This window comes from Amycolatopsis vastitatis, from assembly GCF_002234595.1.
Classification (GTDB): Bacteria; Actinomycetota; Actinomycetes; order Mycobacteriales; family Pseudonocardiaceae; genus Amycolatopsis; species Amycolatopsis vastitatis.
The window spans coordinates 210,792-233,677 of sequence record NZ_NMUL01000005.1; the positions used below are offsets into that span (position 1 = coordinate 210,792).

The 22,886-nt window shown below is 71.4% G+C and carries 21 protein-coding genes and 1 tRNA gene; 11 read left to right on the forward strand and 11 right to left on the reverse strand.

The genetic code is table 11. From position 1 onward, the window contains the following. Position 1: 1 nt before the first annotated feature. The 6 genes from CF165_RS04615 to CF165_RS04640 all read right to left on the reverse strand — a co-directional run bounded on the left by CF165_RS04615 (position 2) and on the right by CF165_RS04640 (position 5,119). Positions 2–409 carry a hypothetical protein gene (locus tag CF165_RS04615; protein WP_093946147.1) on the reverse strand — a complete coding sequence of 136 codons (408 nt, stop codon included), beginning with the start codon at positions 407–409 and terminating at the stop codon, positions 2–4. After that, the gene (locus tag CF165_RS04620) at positions 406–3,135 is read right to left on the reverse strand and encodes an FtsK/SpoIIIE domain-containing protein (protein ID WP_093946148.1); all 2,730 of its coding nucleotides are present in this window, start codon (positions 3,133–3,135) and stop codon (positions 406–408) included. The genes CF165_RS04615 and CF165_RS04620 overlap by 4 nt, the downstream gene beginning before the upstream one ends. 33 nt (positions 3,136–3,168) lie before the next feature. Next, on the reverse strand, positions 3,169–3,414 hold the full coding sequence (locus CF165_RS04625; RefSeq protein WP_093946149.1) for a hypothetical protein: 246 nt from the start codon (positions 3,412–3,414) through the stop codon (positions 3,169–3,171). A gap of 4 nt (positions 3,415–3,418) precedes the next feature. After that, positions 3,419–3,679, reverse strand: a complete 261-nt coding sequence (locus CF165_RS04630; RefSeq protein ID WP_003056176.1) for a hypothetical protein — start codon at positions 3,677–3,679, stop codon at positions 3,419–3,421. A 550-nt stretch (positions 3,680–4,229) separates the two neighbouring features. Then, a tRNA-Ser gene (locus CF165_RS04635) sits at positions 4,230–4,314 on the reverse strand. 61 nt (positions 4,315–4,375) lie between these two features. Next, entirely contained in the window at positions 4,376–5,119 is a 744-nt protein-coding gene (locus CF165_RS04640; RefSeq protein WP_093946150.1) for a PP2C family protein-serine/threonine phosphatase, read from the reverse strand. Between the two features lie 77 nt (positions 5,120–5,196). Between CF165_RS04640 and CF165_RS04645 the strand changes: the two genes are divergently transcribed. After that, positions 5,197–6,888, forward strand: coding sequence for an HsdM family class I SAM-dependent methyltransferase (locus CF165_RS04645; RefSeq protein ID WP_093946151.1), 1,692 nt, complete (start codon positions 5,197–5,199; stop codon positions 6,886–6,888). A gap of 8 nt (positions 6,889–6,896) precedes the next feature. Beyond that, positions 6,897–7,787, forward strand: a complete 891-nt coding sequence (locus tag CF165_RS04650) for a serine/threonine-protein kinase (RefSeq protein ID WP_093946152.1) — start codon at positions 6,897–6,899, stop codon at positions 7,785–7,787. Here the strand turns inward: CF165_RS04650 and CF165_RS04655 are convergent. Beyond that, positions 7,777–8,286, reverse strand: coding sequence for a hypothetical protein (locus CF165_RS04655; RefSeq protein ID WP_093946153.1), 510 nt, complete (start codon positions 8,284–8,286; stop codon positions 7,777–7,779). The two genes, CF165_RS04650 and CF165_RS04655, sit on opposite strands and share 11 nt — an antisense overlap. Positions 8,287–8,497: 211 nt before the next feature. Between CF165_RS04655 and CF165_RS04660 the strand changes: the two genes are divergently transcribed. The 3 genes from CF165_RS04660 to CF165_RS04670 all read left to right on the forward strand — a co-directional run bounded on the left by CF165_RS04660 (position 8,498) and on the right by CF165_RS04670 (position 12,809). Continuing rightward, the gene (locus CF165_RS04660) at positions 8,498–9,157 is read left to right on the forward strand and encodes a L,D-transpeptidase (RefSeq protein WP_093946154.1); all 660 of its coding nucleotides are present in this window, start codon (positions 8,498–8,500) and stop codon (positions 9,155–9,157) included. A gap of 162 nt (positions 9,158–9,319) precedes the next feature. Then, positions 9,320–12,103 carry a PQQ-dependent sugar dehydrogenase gene (locus CF165_RS04665; protein ID WP_240521449.1) on the forward strand — a complete coding sequence of 928 codons (2,784 nt, stop codon included), beginning with the start codon at positions 9,320–9,322 and terminating at the stop codon, positions 12,101–12,103. Between the two features lie 142 nt (positions 12,104–12,245). Continuing rightward, positions 12,246–12,809, forward strand: a complete 564-nt coding sequence (locus CF165_RS04670) for a L,D-transpeptidase (RefSeq protein ID WP_093946156.1) — start codon at positions 12,246–12,248, stop codon at positions 12,807–12,809. Here CF165_RS04670 and CF165_RS04675 read toward each other — a convergent pair. Beyond that, complete coding sequence (locus tag CF165_RS04675) at positions 12,802–14,322, reverse strand: 3-hydroxyacyl-CoA dehydrogenase (protein ID WP_093946157.1); 1,521 nt, start codon at positions 14,320–14,322, stop codon at positions 12,802–12,804. The two genes, CF165_RS04670 and CF165_RS04675, sit on opposite strands and share 8 nt — an antisense overlap. A gap of 37 nt (positions 14,323–14,359) precedes the next feature. Continuing rightward, a complete protein-coding gene (locus CF165_RS04680; RefSeq protein WP_093946158.1) occupies positions 14,360–15,031 on the reverse strand; it encodes a TetR/AcrR family transcriptional regulator in 672 nt (223 codons plus the stop codon). Between the two features lie 125 nt (positions 15,032–15,156). Between CF165_RS04680 and CF165_RS04685 the strand changes: the two genes are divergently transcribed. Next, positions 15,157–15,603, forward strand: coding sequence for a nitroreductase family deazaflavin-dependent oxidoreductase (locus CF165_RS04685; RefSeq protein WP_093946159.1), 447 nt, complete (start codon positions 15,157–15,159; stop codon positions 15,601–15,603). Here CF165_RS04685 and CF165_RS04690 read toward each other — a convergent pair. Then, entirely contained in the window at positions 15,593–15,787 is a 195-nt protein-coding gene (locus CF165_RS04690) for a hypothetical protein (RefSeq protein ID WP_093946160.1), read from the reverse strand. The two genes, CF165_RS04685 and CF165_RS04690, sit on opposite strands and share 11 nt — an antisense overlap. Before the next feature lie 70 nt (positions 15,788–15,857). On the opposite strand from CF165_RS04690, the gene CF165_RS04695 reads away from it, so the two are divergent. Together CF165_RS04695 and CF165_RS04700 are read left to right on the forward strand one after the other, a co-directional pair. Next, positions 15,858–17,012, forward strand: a complete 1,155-nt coding sequence (locus CF165_RS04695; RefSeq protein WP_093946161.1) for a sensor histidine kinase — start codon at positions 15,858–15,860, stop codon at positions 17,010–17,012. After that, positions 17,009–17,662: a response regulator gene (locus tag CF165_RS04700; RefSeq protein WP_093946162.1), complete on the forward strand. Its 654-nt coding sequence runs from the start codon at positions 17,009–17,011 to the stop codon at positions 17,660–17,662. The genes CF165_RS04695 and CF165_RS04700 overlap by 4 nt, the downstream gene beginning before the upstream one ends. A gap of 9 nt (positions 17,663–17,671) precedes the next feature. Here the strand turns inward: CF165_RS04700 and CF165_RS04705 are convergent, their stop codons facing one another. After that, complete coding sequence (locus tag CF165_RS04705; RefSeq protein WP_093946163.1) at positions 17,672–18,310, reverse strand: hypothetical protein; 639 nt, start codon at positions 18,308–18,310, stop codon at positions 17,672–17,674. Positions 18,311–18,483: 173 nt separating this feature from the next. On the opposite strand from CF165_RS04705, the gene CF165_RS04710 reads away from it, so the two are divergent. From CF165_RS04710 to CF165_RS04720, 3 genes are all read left to right on the forward strand, one after another. Continuing rightward, positions 18,484–19,233, forward strand: a complete 750-nt coding sequence (locus CF165_RS04710; protein ID WP_033261680.1) for a response regulator transcription factor — start codon at positions 18,484–18,486, stop codon at positions 19,231–19,233. Next, positions 19,211–20,713 (forward strand): sensor histidine kinase, encoded by a 1,503-nt coding sequence (locus CF165_RS04715; RefSeq protein ID WP_093946164.1) that lies wholly within the window; start codon positions 19,211–19,213, stop codon positions 20,711–20,713. The genes CF165_RS04710 and CF165_RS04715 overlap by 23 nt, the downstream gene beginning before the upstream one ends. 234 nt (positions 20,714–20,947) lie before the next feature. Then, the gene (locus CF165_RS04720; protein ID WP_240521450.1) at positions 20,948–22,822 is read left to right on the forward strand and encodes a glycosyltransferase family 39 protein; all 1,875 of its coding nucleotides are present in this window, start codon (positions 20,948–20,950) and stop codon (positions 22,820–22,822) included. Positions 22,823–22,886: the final 64 nt, after the last annotated feature.

Here is a 22,886-nt window from a genome sequence, read left to right on the forward strand (position 1 = left end):
GCTACACCGGCGGCGGCTGCTCTCCCCGCTTCGCCGCCGCCCGCTTGGCCCGCCAGCCCAGCCCCAGCACCGCCTGCACCAGCTCCTGGTAACTCGGCTTGACCTCTTCGAGGTACCGCTCCAGGTAGGCCGCCCGGGCCGTGGGGACGGGGCGCGGGTCGTCGCCCGGTGCGAGCCACGTCAAGCCCTGGATGTTGTGCAGGGCCATCTTCCACCAGCGCGTCGCGCGTTTGGCCGCCCCCGCTTCGCGCTCTTTTGCGACCTCGATGGCGTTCTGGGCTTCCTCGATCTCCGCTTCGAGGGCTTTGGCACGGGCCAGCTCCCACTCGCGCAGGTTCTCCGCCGAACCCCGGGACAGGGCGATGATCTCCTTGTACCGCATGGCCGCGGTGGCGCCGTCGTCGGTCATAGCGCGTTCTCCGGACGCTGGAACGGGATGATCACTTCGGGGGCGCCGTGGGTCGTGCGGTCGAAGAACAACGCGCGGCCCGGCCGCGGTGACCAGTGCACCACCTGGCCCGCCGCGAACGGCGAGAGCTCGTTGCCCTGGACGTCGAGGGCCGCCCACGTGCCGATGTCGTCCGTGCCCCCGAAACCCAGCGTGTCCTTCAGCCGGGCGATGCTGCGCCACCAGCCGATCGTGTGGATGCCGTGGCCGGGGCCCTGCTTCAGGACCACCCGCAGGTGGTCGAGCCCGCTCTTCAGCTGGCCCACCGCCTTCGCTTCGAGTGACGGCAGGGCCGCGTCGACTCCGTACAGGAGCAGGATCTTCGCGCCGCTGCTCAGCGAGCCCGTCATCGACTCGAGCACCCCGGACAGATCCTCCACGAGGGACGCCGCGTGGCCGTCGTCACGCAGCCGCAAGGCCAGCTCCATCGCCGCGTCGGCGCACGCCTCGATCGGGCAGCTCAACACGAACTCGGCCTCGCCCGGCTCGTACTGCCTGGACAGCGACCGCGCCGCGGAGTCCATGATGGACAGTGCTTCGGCGGTGGCGGACCCGAGCACCGCGACGTTGCGGCCCGGCGCCCGCGGCAGGTCGACGCCGCACGCCGTCTCCGTGACGTCGATCGACTGGCCGAGCAGCGCCCGCGGCTTCGAGTTCGGCTTCAGGTCGAGGTACGCCGGGAACTGTTCCAGGATCGGCGAATGCGCGCCGTCGAACAGGCGCGGCCGCGGGAACCGGCCCGCGTACTCCTCCCACAGCCGGTGCTGCAGGCTGACGAACACGTTCTTGCTGCTCGCGTCCGGGATGTGGGCCAGCTGGTTGCCGTGCGCGACGCCGGAGTCGTGGTTGATCACCGCGTGCCACTTCGGCGCCGACACCGCCGCGTTGTTCGTCTCGGCCAGCACGCGGCGCGCCTTCGGCATCGCGATCCGCAGCGTGCACTGCTCGAACACCGCCGGCTTGCCCCAGAACGCCTCGATGCCGGCGACGTCCTGGCTGGCCAGCACCAGGTGGATGCCCTGCGACCGGCCGCGCCGCGCGATGTCCTCCAGCAGCTGCGTCGCCGTCGCCGTCACCTGGTCGCGGCCCGCGAACAGGTATTGGAACTCGTCGATCACCGCGACGATCCGCGGCCAGTGCCCGGACGGGTCGGCCTCGCGGAGGTCGGCGAGGTTCGTGACCTCGTGCTCCTTCGCGGCCGCCGACCGGCGGCGCAGCTCGTCGGCCAGGAACCGCAGCAGCGCCAGGCCGAACTCGCGGTCGGTGTTGACGTTGACGCCGACCAGCCGCGCGTGCGGCAGCCAGCTCGCGTCCTTCCGGCCCGGCGCCAGCCCGGCGAAGGAGACGCCTTCCTTGAAGTCCAGCAGGTACAGCGCCAGCTCGTCCGGGGTGTACCGCGCCGCGAGGCTGCCGATCAGCGCGTACAGGAAGTTCGTCTTGCCCGAACCGGACGGTCCGCCGATCAGGGCGTGCGGGCTCGCGTCGCCGATCACGACCTCGACCGGCTCGCCCTCGAAGAACCCGACCGGCGCCCGGAGTTCCCGCGCCGAGCTTTCGTGCCCCAGCTCGGTCGGGAGGAGGTCGTCGAACGACCGCGGGCCGCCCTGCTTGGCGATCAGCGCCTTCGCGATCTTGTCGACGGCGCGGATCACCTGCCCGGACGGCATCGGCGGATCCAGGTCGACGACGAGGTCGGTGCCCGTCATGCTGCTGATCGCGTGCCGGTCGTCGAGCAGGCTCAGCGTTTCCACCGGCGCGCTCACCGCGGTCGGCACGTCGACCATGATCAGGCAGATGCCGGCGGCCAGCGCGCCGCTCGCGACGCGCTTGAGGTCGCGGGCGCGTTCGGGTTCCAGGGTTTCGCCGTTGCCGTACAGCACGACGACCCGGTACGGCTCGCCCCGCTGCCCGGTCTTCTGCCGCATTTCCCGCAGCGACGTGAACCCGGCGGACATGCAGCTGGCGTGGATCCGGCGGATGTGCCCGGCCAGCTCGTCGAGGAGGTCCTCGAGCCGTCCGGGGTCGTACAGCGAGAGCGCGCTGGTCTGGCTCAGCGGGTAGAGGTCGGGCAGGATCGCGGTCAGCTGCCCGATGTCCCACAGGTGCACCCGGACCGCGCCGGGCTCGAACGTCGAGACCACGCGGATCAGCAGGTTCTGCACGATGCCGTCGATCGCGGGCCGCGTCTTGGGTGCCGACGTGATCGCCAGGTGCGACTCGTCGAGCAACGGGACGGCGACGTCGAACGTGCGGGTGGCGTCACCGCCCGCGGCCGTGGCGGATCCGACGCGCCACAGACCGGGCGAGGTGAGGCCCGGGTTGTGCCCGACCGTGCCGAGCCAGTCGCCCGCAGGCAGCCCGGCCGAGCCCGGCGCGTTCTGCGCGACGAGTTCCCGCAGGGTGGCGGGACCTTGGCTCCAGTCGGTGTAGAAAGCGCTTCGCACGCTGCCGAGCGCGCCGAACACCTCGTGCGCGGCCGGGTGGCGTGACCACTCGTTCTGCTGCTCGGGCGCGGCGTGGTTCATGCCGACGCGGACGATGTCCCGCTCCAGCTCCAGTTTGGCCAGGTCGGCCTCCGCGGCCTGGCGCGCACCGGCCGCCGCCCCCAGCACCAGTCCGATCTGATGACGGACCCGGTCGAGGGCGGTTTCGACGCGGTTGCGTTGCTCGGCTGCTCTGTTGGCCATCGGCGTCCCCAAGAAAAGGTGTCTCTAGCAGGATTACAGGCGCGACCGGTATCCGCTCACCAGATCCTCGGCAGCGGACAGGCGGACGAGGAGCTGGTCCAGCCCCTCGCCGGCCTGGGCGTACTGCGAAGGAAGCCAGGGATCGGCCTTGGCCTGGGCATCCACGAGAGCTTGCCGGGCTTCTCCGAGCAGGCTTGTGGCCCGCTCGGAGTGGGCGCGCGCTTCAGCGAGCCCGGTCACGGCAACGGTGAGCAGCTGGTGGAGTTCGGCGAGCGTCATCCGGCTAGAGACGCGCCGAGTAGGAGTCGGCGGAGGAAATGCTGGCTTGGACGGTGCTCTGCAAGCCGTTGATGCCTTGCAGGGCTTCCGCCAACAGTCCGTGTGCCTGGCTCACTTCGTGCTGGCTGCTCCCTTGGGTCGCCTGTGCGAGCGACTGCTGGGCTTCTTCGAGAGACTGCGCTGCCTGTTGCAGGGCGGCGATGCTCGCGGACGCCTTTTCGTTGGCGAGCGCGATGCCAGCGCGGATCTCTTCGACTCCGGCCATCGGGCCTCTACTCCTCGGAATCTTGGTGTCGTACGGGGACGGTTCCATTGAAACAGATCCAGCGACTCAGCGTGATCATCTGACTTTGCCGAGTGATCGCGGGCCCGGAATCAGCAAGGCCCCGGACGTGGGAACGTCCGGGGCCGAGCCGATCACGGTCTGTGCGGGGGTCGTCCCGGCACCAGTACCGCACACTGAAGTCGCTGGCCAGCGCTACCCCAGGTCAGAGCGGTTTTCGTGCCACTGCTGGCCTTTCTCGACGGGGGCGGGCGAGGTGAGGCTGAGACTAGCGCGACCGGAGTAACCCGCTTCGATCAGCCCTGCTCGTAACTCCGAGTACAGGATTGCAAATTCGCAGGACCGAAGACGTTTTCACGTTCGCCGCGGCCAAAAGTGCCGGACGGAGCCGCCGCGGACGTACTGAAAGTTGGCCGCGAGGCCGAGTGGGACGCGAGTGGACGCAAGCGACCGAGGACCCGGAGCCGGGACGAAGACGACAAAACGCCGGGCGGCCCGTAAAGGCTGCCCGGCGTCTCGTCTGCTTCAAGCGCGGAGGATACAGGATTCGAACCTGCGAGGGCGTGAACCCAACACGCTTTCCAAGCGTGCGCCTTAGGCCGCTCGGCCAATCCTCCGCAGGAGACGATACCGGATGGCCTTCCGGGGTCGCGAAGGTGGGTCTGAGCAGGGCGGTCTTCAGCGCGTGACGTCGGCGACGACGCAGGTGATGTTGTCCGGGCCGCCGCCTTCGTTGGCCAGGCGGATCAGTTCCGGGATCACCTCGGACGGCTCCGCGCCGGCTGCCAGCACGTCGCGCAGGGTCGCTTCGGAGACCGGGCCGCTCAAGCCGTCCGAGCACAGCAGGTACCGGTCGCCCTCGCGCGCCGTGAACGTCCAGATGTCGGGGTCGCCCGAACCCGCCGTCTGCAACGCCTTCATCAGCAGTGATCGCCGCGGGTGGGACTCGGCGTCCTCGGCGGCGACGCGGCCGTCCTCGACCAGGGCCTGGACGAGCGTGTGGTCGCGGGTCAGCCGGCGCAGGCCGCCGTCGCGCAGGAGGTATCCGCGGGAGTCGCCGATGTGGGCCGCCGCGAACTCGACTCCGTCGAAGAGGAGGGCCGTCAGCGTCGTGCCCATACCTTCGGTCGTCGGCTCGTTCGAGGCGACTTCGGCCAGCCGCTCGTCGATCGACTTGACCACGCCCGCCAGCGTCGCGGCGAGATCGACACTCGTCAGGTCGATGCGGCGCAGGTCGATCTCGAGCTCGCGCAGCACGTCGATCGCGGTCGCGCTCGCGACCTCACCGTGCGGCTGGCCGCCGATGCCGTCGGCGACGGCGAGCAGGCGGGAACTCGCGTAGACCGCGTCCTCGTTGACCTGGCGTCGCTTGCCGACGTCCGACCCGGCGGCGTACCGCAGGACGTACCGATCGTGTGTCATGGTCCCATGAAAGCATTGGTTGACTGAGTTCACAAGCAGGACAACTGAATGGAGCATCCTCCGATAGAGTCTTCGCCATGGACGACGACGCCACGGTCAGCGCGGCCGACATCGCGCGGCTCGCCGGGGTCGGCCGGGCCGCGGTGAGCAACTGGCGCCGCCGTTACCCGGACTTCCCGCAGCCCGTCGGCGGTACGGCGTCGAGCCCGTTGTTCGGCCTGTCCGCCGTGGCCGCGTGGTTCGCCGCGCGCGGCAAGAAGTTCGAGCTGAGTGCCGGCGAACGCGCGTGGCAGCGCCTGCGCGCTCTCGGCGACGACCTCGACCTGCCCGAGCGCGTGAGCCGCGCGGGCGCCTTCTTCGCCTTCCAGGCGGGGATCTTCGACACCTTCGACAGCAAGCTCGACGACCCCGAGCTGCTCACCCTGCTCAGCGAGCTGACGCACCGGGCGGGACCGGTCGAAGCGTTCGAACTGGTGTGCCGCAGGTACTTCGAGGCGCATTCGCGGCGGTTGTCGGCGACGCCGGAGCCGGTCGCCGAACTGATGGCCCGGCTCGTCGGTCCCGTGTCGACGATCCTCGATCCCGCGTGCGGCTTCGGCGCGCTCGCGCTGGCGAGCGGCGCGAAAACCGTGCTGGCGCAGGACAGCGACCCGACGACGGCGTCGATCGCGGCGCTGCGGCTGCGGTTGCGCGGCCTCGAGGCCGAGGTCTACGCGGTCGACGCGTTGCGCGAAGACGCCTTCGCCGGCCGGGCCGCCGAAGCGGTGCTGTGCGATCCGCCGTTCAACGAACGGGCCTGGGGGCACGACGAACTGGTCGGCGACGAGCGCTGGGAGTACGGCCTGCCCCCGCGCGGCGAGCCCGAGCTCGCCTGGGTGCAGCACTGCCTCGCGCACGTCGAACCCGGGGGCCCGGTCGCGATCCTGATGCCGGGCGCGGCGGCCGGGCGGCGCAGCGGGAAACGCATCCGGGGCAACCTGTTGCGCGCGGGCGCGGTCCGCGCGGTCGTCACGCTGACCCCGGCGGCCCCCGACCTCTGGCTGCTGCGGCGGCCGGTCCCCGGCGAACGCCCGCCGTCCACCGTGCTGCTCGGCGAGGCGGGCGACGATCTGTCCACAGTGGAAACGCAGTGGCGGGAGTTCTTGGAGCGGCCGGAATCCGGCGTCCGGATCATCGACCTGCTCGACGACGACGTCGACCTGACGCCGGCCCGGCGCCGCGCCCGGGACGAAGACCCCGGCCAGGCCTTCCAGGCCGTGCGGGGCCGGTTCGCTGAGCTGGTTCCGCAGCTGCCGTCGCTCGAAGCGGCGGACACCGAACCGGCGTTCACGACGATCGGCGAGCTGGTCAAGGCGGGTGTCGTCGAGGTCAAGCACGCGGCCCGCGCGGACGCCGAGCACCCGGTGGCCGAGGCGGGCGACGTCGTGGCGTCGGTGACCGGGATCGCATACGTCCACAGTGGACCGTCGCGGCCGGTGGGGGCCGGCCTGACCGTGTACCGGGTCGACGCGGACCGGCTGGACGCGGACTTCCTGGCCGGCTGCCTGCGCGCGGCGGACCTGCCCGCCACGTCGGCCTCGACCCGGATCGACGGCAGGCGCGTGCGGATCCCCCGCGTCCCGCTCGCCACCCAGCGCGAATACGGCCAGGTCTTCCGGCGGCTGGCCGAGTTCGACGACGTCCTGCGCCAGGCGGCGGAAATCGGCCGTGACCTGGTCCGGCTAGGCTTCGCTGGACTTGTCGAAGGACGGCTCAGGCCGGGCCACTAGGGGAACGGATGCTGATCGCCGACCGCTACGAGCTCGACGAGCTGCCGCTCGGCCGCGGCGGGATGGGCGCGGTGCACGGCGGGCACGACCGCAGGCTGGGCCGGCGGGTCGCGATCAAGCTGCTCAGGCTGCCGGGCCGCGACGAAGAGCTGGAAGCCCGCTTCGCGCGCGAGGCCCGCATCCTGGCGACGCTCGACCACCCCGGTGTGCCGACGCTCTACGACTACGGCACGCACGACGACCGGTTGTTCCAGGTCATGCAGTTCGTCGACGGCGTGACCGTGGCCGACCTGCTCGCCGAGCACGGGCCGCTGCCGGTGCCGTGGGCCGCGGCGATCGCGGCGCAGGCGTGCGCGGTGCTGACCGCCGCCCACGCGCACGCCGTGTGCCACCGCGACCTCAAGCCGTCCAACCTGATGCTCGGCCCCGACGGCGGGGTCAAGGTCATGGACTTCGGGCTCGCCGTGCTCCGCGAAGCCGACGCCGCGCAGTTCACGCGCGCCGGGCAGCTGCTGGGGACGCCGTCGTACATGGCGCCCGAGCAGATCCAGCGCGGCGGCGCCGAACCGCGAAGCGACCTCTACGCGCTCGGGTGCGTGCTGCACGAGATGCTCACCGGACAGCGGCTCTTCGACGGGCCCACGGCGTACGCGGTGTTCGAACGGCAGGTCAAGGAGCAGCCACCGCCGGTCCGGGGTGTCCCGAAGCAGCTCAACGCCCTGCTCGCCCAGATGCTCGCGAAAGACCCCGAGGCCCGGCCCGCCGGCGCCGCGGTGCTGTACGAGCGGCTCGGCGCGTTCGTCGGCGCGCTGCCGCCGCTGCCGGGGTTCCTGGTGCCGCCGTCGGTGCCCAGCCCGGGGCGGATGTACGCGCGGATGCTCGGGCAGGTCAGCGGCTGAGCGCCGCCGGGCGCCGGTCGGCGAGCGGCAGGCCGCGGCGCCGGACGCGCCGGAAGGTCGTCGCGTTCTGCACCGCGATGCTCACGCCGAGGGTCAGCGCGATCGACGCCGAGGTCAGCGAGCCCGCGACGCCGAGCGCGGTCCCCAGCGCCACCACTCCGATCCGCACCGCGACGGTCAGCACCCACAGCCCGATCGTGACGGCCGAGCCCTTCTGGAACGTCGTGCCGTCGCGCTCGGTGAGGGTGGTCGTGGTGCTGCGCAGGACGCCGAGCGCGGCCAGCACGAGCACGTCGGCGGCGAGCAGGCCGAGTTCGGCCGCGGACGCGCCGGGTAGCGCTTTCACCGTCAGGTAGCCGCCCACCGCGGTGAGCAGCAGCGGCATCGTCACCAGCGTCTTGCGGTCGAGCAGCGTGCCGCGGACCTGCTGGTAGACGACCTTGTAGAGGACGAGACCGGCGATGGCGGCGTAGAGCAGGACGTTCGCGGCGCTGGGCATTGCGGGCTCCTCGGTTCGGCGATCCGCCCAGTTTCGGCGAACGGCGGGCCGGTTTCGTCGGCGCGGGGATCGGTCCCGGGTGGAGCCGCGCGTCAACCCGGGGACGGACGGCTACCCAAATCGTGACCTTCCCCGACGAACCTCGAACGGGTGACCGCCGTCTTTACCGGTGTCCAAACGCGATGATCGAAACAGCTGGGGGTACCGGATCGTGAAGAGGCTTCTGGCGGGAGCGGCCGCGCTGGCCACCGCGTTCGTGCTGGCCGCGTGCTCCGGCGGAGGTGCGGCCGGCGGCTCGAACGCGGGTGGCGGGGCCGTCGCCGCGGGGACCGGCGGCGGGGCGCCGACCACGTCCAGCACCACTCCCGCGCCGACGACGTCCAGCACCACGCCGACACCGACGTCCGCGGCACCGACGACGCCGACCTCGAAGCCGGCGCCGACCAGCACCACGCCCAAGCCGAAGCCCAAGCCGAAGCCGCAACCGCAGCCCCCGGCGGACCCGGGTGTCCCGTGCGCGGCGGCGGCCGCGGCGGCGGGCACCGCCGCCTGCGTCGACATCTCGGCGCACAAGGCGTGGCTGCTGCAGGGCGGCAAGGTGATCTACGGGCCGGTGCCGATGCTGCCGGGCCGCAAGAGCAACCCGACGCCGACCGGCACGTTCAGCGTCATTTCGAAGGAAAAGATGCACCTGTCGAAGGAATTCGACAATGCGGAGATGCCGAACTCGGTGTTCTTCTACCCGGGCGACGCCTTCCACACGGGCAGCCTTTCGGTGTACTCGCACGGCTGCATCCACCTGTCGGCGGGCGCGTCCTTGAAGTTCTTCAACACGCTGCACGTCGGTGACGTGGTGCAGGTCGTTCCGTAACCGGCATCAAACAATCACTGACAGTAGGTCACGGTCAGATAAATTCACACGGCCGAGTGCAACTGGCCCCCCTGTTCCGGCGATAAGTGATCGCTTGGGAAGGGGGGCCAGATGGCCTTGCGAAAACTTCGCACACTCCGTCACGCCTTGGTGGCGGCAGTCATGACCGGAGCGTTGCTGCCCGCCGTGTCCACGGGGGTGGCGTCGGCGGCAGCACTCCCGCAGGGGTTCGTCCTGCAGGACACGAGCGCCGGTCTGGGGAACGACGCACTCACCGACTTCGGCTACCTGCCGGACAACTCGACCATCGTCATCGGCAAGAGCGGCACCGTCCGTTGGTTGCCGGTGACCGGGACGGGCAAGACGATCGCCACGCTGCCGGTCCGCACCAACGAGGACCTCGGTCTCATCGGGCTGGCCATCGCGCCGGACTACGCGACGTCACACTCGATCTACCTGACGCGCTCGATCAACCTCACCAGCGGGTTCGTCATGCGGCTCGCGCGGTTCACGGTCGCCGTCGACGCGGACGGCGCGCCGACCGGCCTGACCGGCGAGCAGACGCTGTTCGAAGTGCCGGGAGACTTCAACGTCCACGGCCTCGACACGGTCATCGCCGCCGCCGACGGGACGCTCTGGCTGTCGATCGGCGACAACGGCGACTTCACCAAGGTGAACCCGATTTCGCTGCGGGCCCAGGACATCAACCAGCCGTACGGCAAGATCTTCCACCTCACGGCCGACGGCAACGGCGTGCCGTCCAACCCGTACTACGACGCGGCCAACCCCGGCTCGACCGCGAGCAAGGTGTTCGCCCGCGGGTTCCGCAACCCGTTCCGGTTCAGCATCGACCCGAACCTCGGCCTGCCGGTCGCCGGTGACGTCGGCTTCAACTCCTGGGAAGAGATCGACGTCGTCCAGCGCGGCGGCAACCAGGGCTGGCCGTGCTGGGAAGGCACCCACCCGACCCCGGGCTACAGCGATCTCGCCGGCTGCGCCGGGGTGGCGAACCAGCCGCCGATCTACGAGTACCAGCACGGCGACGGCGTCATGCAGGGCAACAGCGTCACCGGCGGCATCCTCTACAACGGATCCAGCTACCCGGCCGCCTACCGCGGGGTCTACTTCTTCGGCGACTACGCGAAGAACAAGATCTGGACGTTGAAGTACGACGACCAGGGCCAGCTCACGCAGGCTCCGCAGAGCCCGCCGCCGTTCACCGACATCGGCGGCCCGGTGAAGTTCGGCGCGGCGCCGAACGGGGACATCGTCTACGCCGACATCAATGCCGGGAAGCTGCGCCGGCTGAGCTATTCGGCGGGCAACACGGTCCCGGTGGCGAACGCCACGTCCACCACCGACCCGGACACCCGGACCGTGACGTTCGACGGCTCCACGTCCGTCGACTACGACAACGACGTGCTGACCTACGACTGGGACTTCGGGGACGGGCAGGTCGCGGCCAACGCCGGACCGAAGGTGTCCCACGCCTACGCGGCGGGCACCGAGAAGTTCACCGCGACGCTGACCGTCCGGGACCAGTGGGGCGCCACCGGCGCGACCACGATCGCGGTCGCGCCCGGCAACCACACCCCGGAGCTCACCTTCACCACGCCGGGCGACACGGCGACGTTCGCGGTGAAGCAGCAGGTCGACCTGAGCGCCACCGCGACCGACGCCGAAGACGGCGCGCTGCCGGTCACCTGGACCTCGGCGGTGCAGCACTGCCCGACCGAAGGGACCTGCCACCTGCACCCGGACGTGGGCGGGACCGGGGCGAGCTTCTCGGTGCCGTTCACCGCGCACCCGGACTCCCGGATGAAGTTCACCGCTTCGGTGACCGACAGCGCGGGTGTCACCACGTCCAAGACGTACACGGCCATGCCGCGACGGCACCAGCTCACCCTGGTCGGCACGCAGCCCGCGGTGCTGACGATCGCGATCGAGGGCGGTACCGGCACCAGCTCGGCGCAGGTCACCGAGGGTGCGACGTTCGACGTCAAGGCCGCGGGGACGGCCATCGACGGCGTCTCGCAGTTCACCGGCTGGCAGGGTGGTCCGGCGGACCCCACGTGGGTCATCACCGTCGGCACGACCGACATGACGCTGACGGCGAACTACGCGACCCCGATCGACCAGCGCTACAACGCCGACCCGGCGTTGCAGGCGAAGCTCGGGGCGCCGACGGCGCCCGAGGTCACCGACGGCCCGGTCCACTACCGGGCCTACGCGAACGGACGGCTGTACTGGAGCGCCGTCGGCGGCACCAAGTACGTCACCGGGCCGGTGCTGGACAAGTACGTCGCCTTCGGCGGCAGCAACGTCCTCGGGCCGCCGACGAGCGACACGGCGACGACCCCGGACGGCGTGGCGCAGTACAACCACTTCGTCAACAACGGCAACGTCGGTTCGATCTACTACACGGCCGCGACCGGTGCGCACGCGCTCTACGGTGAGATCCGGAAGAAGTGGGCGGCGCTCGACTACGAACGTGGCCTGGGCTACCCGACGTCCGACGAGGGTGGCACGCCGGACGGCGTCGGCCGCTACAACCACTTCCTCAAGGGCACCAACGTCGGTTCGATCTATTACACGGCCGCGACCGGTGCGCACGCCATCTTCGGTGAGATCCGGAAGAAGTGGGCGGCGCTCGACTACGAACGTGGTCTCGGCTACCCGACCACCGACGAGCTCGGGACGCCGGACGGCCGTGGCCGCTACAACCACTTCAGCCTCGGCCACTCGATCTACTACACGGTGGCGACCGGTGCGCACGCCGTGAAGGGCGAGATCCGGAAGCGGTGGGCGGCGCTCGGGTGGGAAGCGTCCTACCTGCACTACCCGAAGACCGACGAGTACGTGACGAACGGGGTGTACCGCAGCGACTTCGAGGGCGGCTACATCACCTTCACCCTCTCGGGCGGGGCAGTCGACCGCCCTTGGTGACGTCGAACTGAACCCGGCACGGGCCGTCTCCGGAAACTTCCGGAGACGGCCCGTGTTTTTGCGCCGAAGCGATCAACCTTCCCGTGGGGCCGCACGTCTTGGGTGGCAGTAAGCAGGAACCACGGATTCTGGGGGAACACACATGCGTATTCGGCGCGCGCTGATCGGTTTGTCCACTTTGGTCACCGCGGCGGTGCTGACCGCCTGCTCGGCGACGAGCGGGACCGGCGATGTCCGGCTGGCGGCCGACACCCCGTCGGCGCCTCAGGTCACGTCCACGCCGTCCACTTCGGCCACGTCCGCTCCGGCCCCGGCGAAGACCAAGGCGGCCCCGGCGAAACCGGTGATGGCGGACGGGGTGCCGTGCAAGATCACGGCGAAGGCCTGTGTGTCCCTTTCGGACAAGCAGGCTTGGCTGCTCGACGACGGAAAGATCGTCTACGGCCCGGTGAAGATCATGCCCGGCAAGAAGGGCAGCACGACCCCGCTGGGCACGTGGCAGGTGCTGTACAAGGAAAAGATGCACCTGAGCCACGAGTTCGACAACGCGGAGATGCCGAACTCGGTGTTCTTCTACAACGGCGTCGCGTTCCACGAAGGCAGCCTCAGCAAGTACTCGAACGGCTGCGTGCACCTGTCGAACGCGGCGTCGCTGAAGTTCTACACCTCCCTGCAGAAGGGCGACGAGGTCCAGGTCGTCAGCTGAACAGGTCCGACGGCGTGGTCCCGGCCGCCGTCAGCGGCAGGCCGAGGGCGACGCGCTCGGTGAGCCACGGGCTCGGCCGGTAGCGCGGGTCGCCGGTGGCCGCGGCCAGGCCGCGCAGGATGCGCAGCACGACGTCGCCGCCGACGAGGTCGCCCCAGGCCAGCGGGCCGCGTGGGTAGCCGAGGCCGAGGCGGACCGCCGTGTCGATGTCCGCCGGGGTCGCCAGGTGCTGGCCCGCGATGAAGCACGCCGTGTTGACGATCGACGCCAGCAGCCGCTGCGCGATCGGGGCGGGCCCGTCGCGCACGACCGTCACCGGGTGGCCGGTCGCGGCCAGCGCGCCCCAGGCGGCGCGGCCCGCGGCCGGGTCGAGGCCGGCGTGCACGGACATCGTCAGGCGGCGTTCGTAGCCACCGAGCGGGTCGACGCCGGCGACGCGCTCCGGCGGCAGCCCGGCACGGACCGCGGCGTCCACTGTGGACTCGCCGTAGAGCGGCACGAGCAGGACCGCGTCCGGGTAGGCGTCGGACACCACCTGGACGCCGGCCGCGGTCAGCACCCGCGCGAGGTGCTCGTCCGCGGTGAACACCGGGCTCGACGGCTTCGGCGGCGCCGCGGGCTCCTCGTCGACCCGCTGCTGCCCGTCGACGTAGGAGTAGAAGCCTTCGCCGTTCTTGCGCCCGAACAGCCCGGCGGCCACGCGCGGCCGGGTCAGCCACGACGGCCGCAGCCGCGGCTCGCCGTGGAAGCCGCTCCAGATGCTCTCCAGCACGGCGTGCGACACGTCGAGGCCGGTGAGGTCCAGCAGCTCGAACGGGCCGAGCTTCAGCCCGAGCACGTCACGGGCGACGCGGTCGACGTCGGCGGGTCCGGCCAGCGCCTCGGCGAGGATCTGCAGCGCCTCGGTGTTCAGGCCGCGGCCGGCGTGGTTGACCAGGAAACCGGGCGCGTCCTTCGCCAGCACCGGCTCGTGGCCCCAGCTCCGGACCAGTTCGAGCGCCTGGCCGGGCAGCCAGTCGTGCGTGCGGGCGCCGGGCACCACCTCGACCAGGCGCATCAGCGGCACCGGGTTGAAGAAGTGCAGGCCGACGAGCCTGCCGGGGTCGGCCAGTTCGGCGGCGATCTCGGTGACCGACAGGGAGCTGGTGTTCGTGGCGAAGATCGTCTCCTGTGGACAGACGCGCTCGAGGTCGGCGAACAGGGCCCGCTTCGTCCCGAGGTCTTCCCGCACGGCTTCGAGCACGAGGTCGACGCCGTCCGCGGGCGCGGCGGGCGCGTCCACCGGCACCAGCCGGCCCTTGACCACCTGCGGATCTTCGTCGAGCTTGCCCTTGGCGGCGAGCTTGTCGATCATCCCGCCGATGAACTCGACGGCCTTGGCGACGGCTTCGGGCTGGACGTCGGCCAGCTCGACGGTCACGCCCGCGGTCGCGGCGAGCTGGCCGATCCCGCGGCCCATCACCCCGGTCCCGATCACCCGGATCCTGCCGACCTTCCCGGCCCACCCCGTCACGTCGTGCCGCCTTCCGCCGTTGGACTCTCGCCTCAGCCTAGAGGCCGACGAACTCCGCCATCCGCCTCGCCGAGTGGGCGAAGAACGCGTCGGCCGGGTCGACGCTGCCGACGTACTGGCCGAACAGGTCGAAGCTGATCGCGCCGAACAGCTGAGTCCACGCCATGAGCAGCCGGGCCACGGTTTCGGGGCCGGCGATGATCCCGAGGACCTTCGTGAGCGCCTCGGCCTGGGCGCGCAGTTCGGGCGCGACTTCGCCGTCGATCGCCCGTAGCTCGGTGTGCGTGAGCACCTTGACCAGGGCGAGCGCGACGCGGGCGGCCGGTACGACGGTGTCCTGCGGCGCCGCGTACCCGGGGATCGGCGAGCCGTAGATCAGCGCGTACTCGTGGGGGTGCGCGCGGGCCCAGTCGCGAGTTCCCTGCCAGATCGCCAGCCACCGGTCGCGGGGCGCGCCCTGACCGGGGTCCGCCTTCTCCGCCGCCTCGCCGATCGCGTTGTAGGCGTCGACGATCAGGTCGGTCAGCAGCCGGTCGCGGCTCGGGAAGTACCGGTACAGCGCGGACGACACCATGCCCAGCTCCCGGGCCACCGCGCGCAGCGAAAGCCCGTGCGCGCCGACCTCGGCGAGCTGGCGGCGGGCCTCGTCCTTGATCTCCTGGGTCAGTTCGGCGCGGGCACGTTCACGTGCGGTGCGGGTGGCGGTCATGGCGATCAGTGTGCCACGACGAGAGCGGTGCACAAAACAGAGAGCACTGCTCTTGACACTGTGCTCGCGAAGGTGTTCACTGCTCTTAACCGAGAGCACTGCTCTCCCAAACTTCGGAGGACACCATGAACGAGACCCGCTACATCAAGCCGAAGAAGTCGACCAATGCCTTCAACGAGGTGGTCGCGAAGCTGACCAAGCTGGGGGTGAGCGTCTGGGGCAGCCGGGTGCTGACCGTCGTCGGCCGCAAGAGCGGCGAGCCGCGCTCGGTTCCGGTGAACCTGCTGACCGTCGACGGCGTCCGCTACCTCGTCGCCCCGCGTGGCGAGACGCAGTGGGTGCGCAACCTGCGCGCCGCCGGCCAGGGCACGCTGCGCGTCGGGCGCCGCGTCGAGACGTTCACTTTCCGCGAGCTGGGCCACGACGAGAAGCCGGGCATCCTCCGCGCCTACCTCAAGCGCTGGAAGTTCGAGGTCGGCGTGTTCTTCGACGGCGTCGACGCGAAGGCGTCCGACGAGAAGCTGCGCGAGATCGCGCCCGGTTACCCGATCTTCGAGATCTTCACGAAGTAGGTTTGCGCCGGGTCGTCGCCGCGACCAGGACCACGCCGACGAGGAACGCGCCGAGCCCGATGAGGAACCACAGTTTCTGGCCGGTCATGAAGCTGCCGGTGATGACGCCGATGCCCTGCAGCACCCAGACGGCGCCGACGAGCACGAGCACGACCCCGGCCGCGAGGGTGATCCACCGCTTCATGCGCCCAGTCTAAGCACAGGGTCGCCGGGGACGTCGCGGTCGCCGGGCCGGTTAGGGCAGAGTTGCGGGCGTGCAGGACATCCGGGGGTCACTGAGGCGGCAGTCGCTGCTGGTCGCCCTGGTCTGCGTCGTCTGCGACGCCGCCCTGTTCATCCTGCGCAGCCCGTTCCGGGAGCTCGGCTGGCGTGCGTGGGTGGTGCTGCTGGCCGGGATCGGCGTCAACGCGGCCCTCGCCGGGGCCGCGCGGTACTCCGGCTGGGTGGCGCTCGCGCACGCCGCGCTCTTCGCGGGCGCGCCACTGCTGCTCTGCACCTGCCAGGGGTACGTCGTCGGCAACAACTCCGGGCTGCTCATCGCCGGTTTCCGGGCCGGCGCCTGGCTGCGGCCGAAACCCGCCGTGCTCGCGCTCGGCGCGCTGCTCGCCGGTGTCACCGTCGGCTGCATCGCCGGGGGCGGCCGCACGGCCTCCGACTGGCGGCTGATCGCGATCAACGTCGGCGTGTCGGCGCTGCTGCCGTGGCTGGTCGGCCGGTACACGACCGCGCGGCGCGCCTACATCGCCGACCTCGAACGCGAAGCCGACGAACGCCGTCAGCACGAAGAGGAGGTCGTGCGCCGGGCCGTCACCGAGGAGCGCACGACGATCGCCCGCGACCTGCACGACGTCATCTCCCACCACGTCAGCGCCATCGGCGTGCACGCCGGCGCGGCCCGCCTCGGCCTGCCCGACGGCGACTCGCCGGTGCGGAAGTCCCTCGGCGCGGTCGAATCGGCGAGCCGGTCGGCGATGGCCGACCTGCGCCGTCTCCTCGACCTCCTGCACGCCGAAACCACCGCCGCCCAACCCGGTCTGGACAACCTCGACGAGCTGGTCGAGACCGTCCGCGCGGCCGGCCTGCCGATCCGGCTGACCCTGCGCGGCGAACCCCGCGAACTGCCGGGCTCGCTCGACATCGCGCTGTACCGGATCGCGCAGGAGGCCCTCACCAACGCGCTGCGCCACGGCAAGGGCCCGGTCGAGGTGGAGCTGAACCACGGCCGCACCGAGGTCGTGCTCACGGTGACCAACGGGCTGCGGCCGGACCGCGGCCCGCAGAGCGAGCACGTGCACCGCGGCCTGGCGGGGATCCGCCAGCGCGTCACGCTGTTCGGCGGCCAGGTCTCCTACGGCCAGACCGGCGAGCACTGGCAGCTGCGCACGACTTTCCCGGTGGAGAGCACATGATCCGCGTCCTGCTGGCCGACGACCACGCGATGTTCCGGTCCGGGATGCGCGCGCTGCTGGACACCCAGCCCGACTTCACGTGCGTCGGCGAGGCTTCCGACGGCCGCGAAGCCGTCGCCGAGACCGCGCGCCTGCGCCCGGACGTCGCGGTCCTCGACGTCCGGATGCCCCGCCTCGACGGCCTCGCGGCGACCGAGGCCATCCTCGCCGCGCCGGGCAACGACACCCGCGTTCTCGTGCTCACGACCTACGACGCCGACGAGTACGTCTACCGCGCGCTGCGCGCGGGGGCGAGCGGGTTCCTGCTGAAGAGCCTCGCCCCGGAGGAACTGGTCGCGGCGATGCGGGTGGCGGCGCGCGGCGACGCGCTGATCGACCCGTCGGTGACGCGCCGCCTGGTGGCGAAGTTCGCGACGGTGCTCGAACCGGCCGCCGAGCCGCCCGAGCTGGCCCGGCTGACGTCCCGCGAACGCGAGGTCCTGCTGCTCCTGGCGGGTGCGTGCAGCAACGCCGAGATCGCGCGGAAGCTGCACGTCGGCGAGGAGACCGTCAAGACGCACGTGTCGCGGGTGCTCTCGAAGCTCGGGCTGCCCGACCGCGTGCACGCCGTCGTCTACGCCTACCGGCACAAGCTCGTCCCGGCGGAGTGACCGCCTGGGTCAGCTCGTCGGGCGGGCCGAGTAGTTGCCGCCGCCGTTGCGGCGCTGGCCGGGCTGGCGCTGGCCCGGCTCGAAGCCCTTGCCCAGCGACGTCGCCGTCGCCGTCTGGCCCTCCACCTTCGCCACCACCGTGATGTTCGTGTCGCCCGTCTTCACGTCGCCCGTCTTCTGGGTCGACGAGTCGATCGTGTACGTCTGCTTGTAACCGTCCTTGCTGGTCAGCGTCACCGACGTGGCGCTCAGCTCGGTGACGTCGCCCGTCTGCAAGCGCTCGGTCGTGTAGCCGCCGCTGCCGTTCGCCACGACGAAGTCGCCGTGCAGGGCGTCGCGCAGCGCGGCCATTCCGCCGCCGAAGCCGCCGCCGGGCATTCCCTGGCCGCGGAACTGGCCGCCGCCCGGACCGCCGAAGCCGCCCGGACCCTGCTGGGCCGAGTTGTCGGCGCTGCTGGTGCCCGCCCAGATCGCCGCGCCGCCGCCGGCCGCGATCACCACGGCGATGCCCGCCGCGATCGCCGTCTTCTTGCCGGACCAGCCCTTCCTCGGTGGTGCGGCCGCGGGGTCACCCCAGTTCGCCGGGGCCGGCGGGGTGTTCGCGGCGGGGGCCGGTCCGCCCTCGGGCGGGGTGTTCGGGGTCGTCATCGTGTCCTCCGGTCGTACCCACACTGGATGAGGCCAGGTTCGCCGCCGTGGCTGTGTCCGAGCTGTGCGGAGCGTCAGCGGGTGCTGTGTCCCTTACCTGGGCGAAGGACCTTCACAGGGAACGCACAGCGAGCGCACAGTGAGTCCTGAAGACCCGCCGGGAAGATGGCACTATGACCGCTATGAACGCCACGTCACCAGGCCCTGGCAAGGCCGACCTGCGCCGCGCCGACGGGAGCCCCGTGCGGGTTCTCGTCGTCGACGACGAGGCGACGCTGGCCGAGCTCGTGTCGATGGCCCTGCGGATGGAGGGCTGGGAGGTGCGCAGCGCGGGCGACGGCACGGAGGCCGTCCGGATCGCGCGCGACTTCCGGCCCGACGCCGTCGTCCTCGACGTCATGCTCCCCGACTTCAGCGGTCTCGAAGTGCTGCGCCGGATGCGGTCCGAGGCGCCGAACCTGCCCGTGCTGTTCCTGACGGCGAAGGACGCGGTCGAGGACCGCATCGCCGGGCTCACCGCGGGCGGCGACGACTACGTCACCAAGCCGTTCAGCCTCGAAGAGGTGGCGCTGCGCCTGCGCGCGCTGCTGCGCCGGGCCGGCGGGGTGACCGGGGCGAGCGGGTCGACGCTGGTCGTCGGCGACCTCACCCTGGACGAGGACAGCCGCGAGGTGCACCGCGGCGGCGACCTGGTGCCGCTGACCGCGACCGAGTTCGAGCTGCTGCGCTACCTCATGCGCAACCCCAAGCGGGTGCTGTCGAAGGCCCAGATCCTGGACCGCGTCTGGAGCTACGACTTCGGCGGCCAGGCCAACATCGTCGAGCTCTACATCTCCTACCTGCGCAAGAAGATCGACGCCGACCGCGAGCCGATGATCCACACCATGCGGGGCGCCGGGTATGTCCTCAAGCCCGCAGGCTGAACCGAAGCGCGCCCGGCGTCCGTGGTCGCTGCGGCGGCGGCTGATCGTCCAGCTCGCCGCGCTGCTCGCGCTGGTGTGCGTGGTCGTCGGCGTGGTCACGGAGTTCGCGCTGAGCGAGTTCCTCGTCGGCCAGCAGGACCAGCGGCTGGCGGCGGCGAGCGACCGCGCCCGCCACAGCGGGGAACGGCCGCCGCCCTGGCAGTACGGCGAGACGCCGCCACCGCCGGACGCGCTGCGCGTGCTCGGCCAGGGTGACGGCACGCTCGCCGTCGTCCAGACCGGCTCGAAGGCCTCGGCCGCGGTGATCGACTCCAGCGCGGCCGGGGTGTCGAAGCGCAGGCCGCCGTTCAAGAGCGTTCCGCAGGACCAGGCCCTGCGCCTGCTGGCGCTGCCGTCCGACGGCAAGCAGCGCAGCATCGACCTGGGTGGCAGCCTCGGCGAGTACCGCGTCGTCTCGACGACGTCGTCCAACGGTGAGAAGACGGTCATCGGCCTGCCGCTGAAGGACGTCAACGAGACGCTCTGGCAGCTCGGGTTCATCCTCGGCGGCGTCGCGCTCGCCGGGATCCTGGTGGCGGGCGCGGTCGGCGCGGCGACGATCCGCCGCACGATGCAGCCGCTCGACCGGCTGGCCGCGACCGCGACGCGCGTGTCGGAGCTGCCGCTGGACCGCGGCGAGGTGGCGCTGTCCGAACGCGTCCCGGAGGCGGACACCGACCCCGGCACCGAGGTCGGCAAGGTCGGTTCGGCGCTGAACCGGATGTTGCAGCACGTCGCGAACGCGCTGTCCGTCCGGCACGCGAGCGAAAACCGGGTCCGCCAGTTCGTCGCGGACGCGAGCCACGAGCTGCGGACGCCGCTGGCGGCGATCCGCGGCTACGCCGAGCTCACCCGCCGCAGCGGCGAGCAGGTGCCCCCGGACGTCGCCTTCGCGATGAGCCGCGTCGAGTCGGAGTCGCGCCGGATGACGACGCTGGTGGAGGACCTGCTGCTGCTCGCCCGCCTCGACTCCGGACGCCCGGTGGTGCACGAGTGGGTGGACCTGTGCCGGCTGGTGGCCGACGCGGTCGCGGACGCGCACGTCGCGGGCCCGGACCACAAGTGGCTGATGGACGTCCCCGGCGAGCCGCTCGGCGTCCTCGGCGACGCGGGCCAGCTGCACCAGGTGGTGATCAACGTGCTGGCCAACGCGCGCACGCACACGCCGGCCGGCACCACGGTGACGACCACACTGTCCACTTCGGACGGAATTGTCCGGCTCCGCGTGGCCGACGACGGCCCGGGCATCCCACCCGAGATCCTCCCGGACGTCTTCGAGCGCTTCGCCCGCGGCGACAACTCGCGTTCGCGCGCGGCGGGGAGCACGGGCCTCGGGCTGGCGATCGTGGCCGCGGTGGTCGCAGCGCACGGCGGCCGCGTCGGCGTCCAGAGCCGTCCGGGCCGCACGGAGTTCGAGATCACCTTCCCGGCGGCGGCCTAGTGTCGCGCGTCTGAGGTTCGTTGGCAGCGGCCTGGGGGTGCGCCCCAATGTGGCGTTGGTTGCGTCCAACGCACCCAATGTGGCGTTCGGTGCGTTGGACGCACCGAACGCCACATTGGGGCGCTCGGCCCGAGCGCCAAACAACTTGCGACGCGCGACACTAGCGGCGGATGCACAGCCGGCACACAGGTTCGGCACAAGTTCACCACATGCGGCGCCGACACGGTGAAGGCCATGACGACCACGCTGTCGGCGCCCGAACACGCCCAGCCCGCGCCCCAGGCCGCCCGGAAACCGCGGTGGATCAACCCTTCCGTGACCGCGCTGCTGCTCGGCACCGGCCTGCTCTACCTGTGGGACCTGGCGGAAAACCGCTGGGGCAACGACTTCTACGCGATGGCCGCGCAGGCCGGCACGTGGAGCTGGAAGGCGCTGTTCTTCGGCTCGCTCGATCCGGGCAACGTCGTCACCGTGGACAAACCGCCGTTTTCCCTGTGGGTCATGGGGTTGTCCGGCCGGATCTTCGGCTTCTCCAGCTGGAGCCTGCTCGTGCCGGACGCGCTCGCCGGTGTCGCGTCGGTCGGCCTGCTCTACCTCGCCGTGCGGCGGCTGTCCGGGCCGGGCGCCGGGCTGCTGGCCGGGGCCGGGCTCGCGCTCACGCCGGTCGCCGCGCTGATGTTCCGCTACGACAACCCCGACGCGTTCCTCGTGCTGCTGCTCGTCGCCGGCGCGTACTGCGTCGTGCGCGCGCTGGAGCACGCGAGCACGAAGTGGCTCGTGCTCGCCGGGGTCGCGATCGGGTTCGGCTTCCTCGACAAGATGCTGCAGGCGTTCGTCGTCCTGCCCGCGTTCGTGCTGGCCTACGCGGTCGCGGCGCCGACGTCGCCCGGGCGGCGGATCGGGCAGCTGTTCGCCGCGGCGGGCGCGGTGCTCGTCTCCGCCGGCTGGTGGGTCGTGGCCGTCGCGCTGTGGCCGGTCGCGGACCGGCCCTACATCAGCGGGTCGACCGACAACACCGTGCTGGAACTGGCCTTCGGCTACAACGGCCTCGGCCGCATCTTCGGCGAAGGCCGCGGCGGCGGCGGAGGCGGGACGTTCGCCCCGCCGTCCGGAGCCCGCGGCGGGTTCGGGGGGTTCGGCGGCCAGACCGGGCTGACTCGGTTGTTCGGCGGCGAGTTCGGCGGCGAGGCGTCGTGGCTGCTGCCAGCGGCGCTGATCGGCCTGGCCGCCGGGCTCTGGTTCACCCGGCGCGCGCCGCGCACCGACCGGACGCGGGCGGCGCTGCTGCTGTGGGGCGGCTGGCTGGTCGTCACCACGCTCGTGTTCAGCTACATGAGCGGCATCATCCACCCGTACTACACGGTCGCGCTGGCCCCCGGGATCGCCGCCACACTGGGGATCTCCGCGCGGGAGCTCTGGCGCGGCCGGGCGAACTTCGCGGCCCGCGCGGTGCTGGCCGTCATGCTCGCGGTGACCGCGGTCTGGGGGTTCGTGCTCCTCGCGCGGACGCCGGACTGGCAGCCGTGGGTGCGCTACACGCTGCTGGTGCTGAGCGCGGCCGCGGTGGCGGCGCTCCTCTTCGGCGCCGATCGGCTCCGGCGGCTGGGCCCGGTCGTGGCCGCACTCGGCCTGTGCGGCGCCCTGCTCGGGACCACGTCCTTCACGCTCGCCACGGCGTCGACCGCGCATTCCGGCGGGACGCCGTCGTCCGGGCCTGCTGTCGCGAGTGGACGCGGCTTCGGCGGCGGCCCGCGGGGCTTCGGCGCGGGACAGGCCGACGCCGCGGTGATCGACCTGTTGAAGAACACGACGACGAAGTGGGCGGCAGCGCAGAGCGGCGCGATGCAGTCGGCCGGGCTGGCGCTGGGGAGCGGACGGCCGGTGCTCGCCATCGGCGGCTTCAGCGGCAGCGACCCCGCGCCGACGCTGAAGCAGTTCCAGCAGTACGTCGCCGACGGCGACATCCACTACTACGTCGCCGGTGGGCGCGGCGGCTTCGGCGGCGGCCGGGGGACCGCGTTCGAGATCGAGGCCTGGGTCGAGCAGAGCTTCGCTCCGGCGACCGTCGGCGGCACGACCGTCTACGACCTGACTAAATCTATCGGTTGATCGAAATAGGGCTGTTTGTTTCGGGCGTGTTAACAGTCCGGGAATCATTCCCCGAATCCCGGAT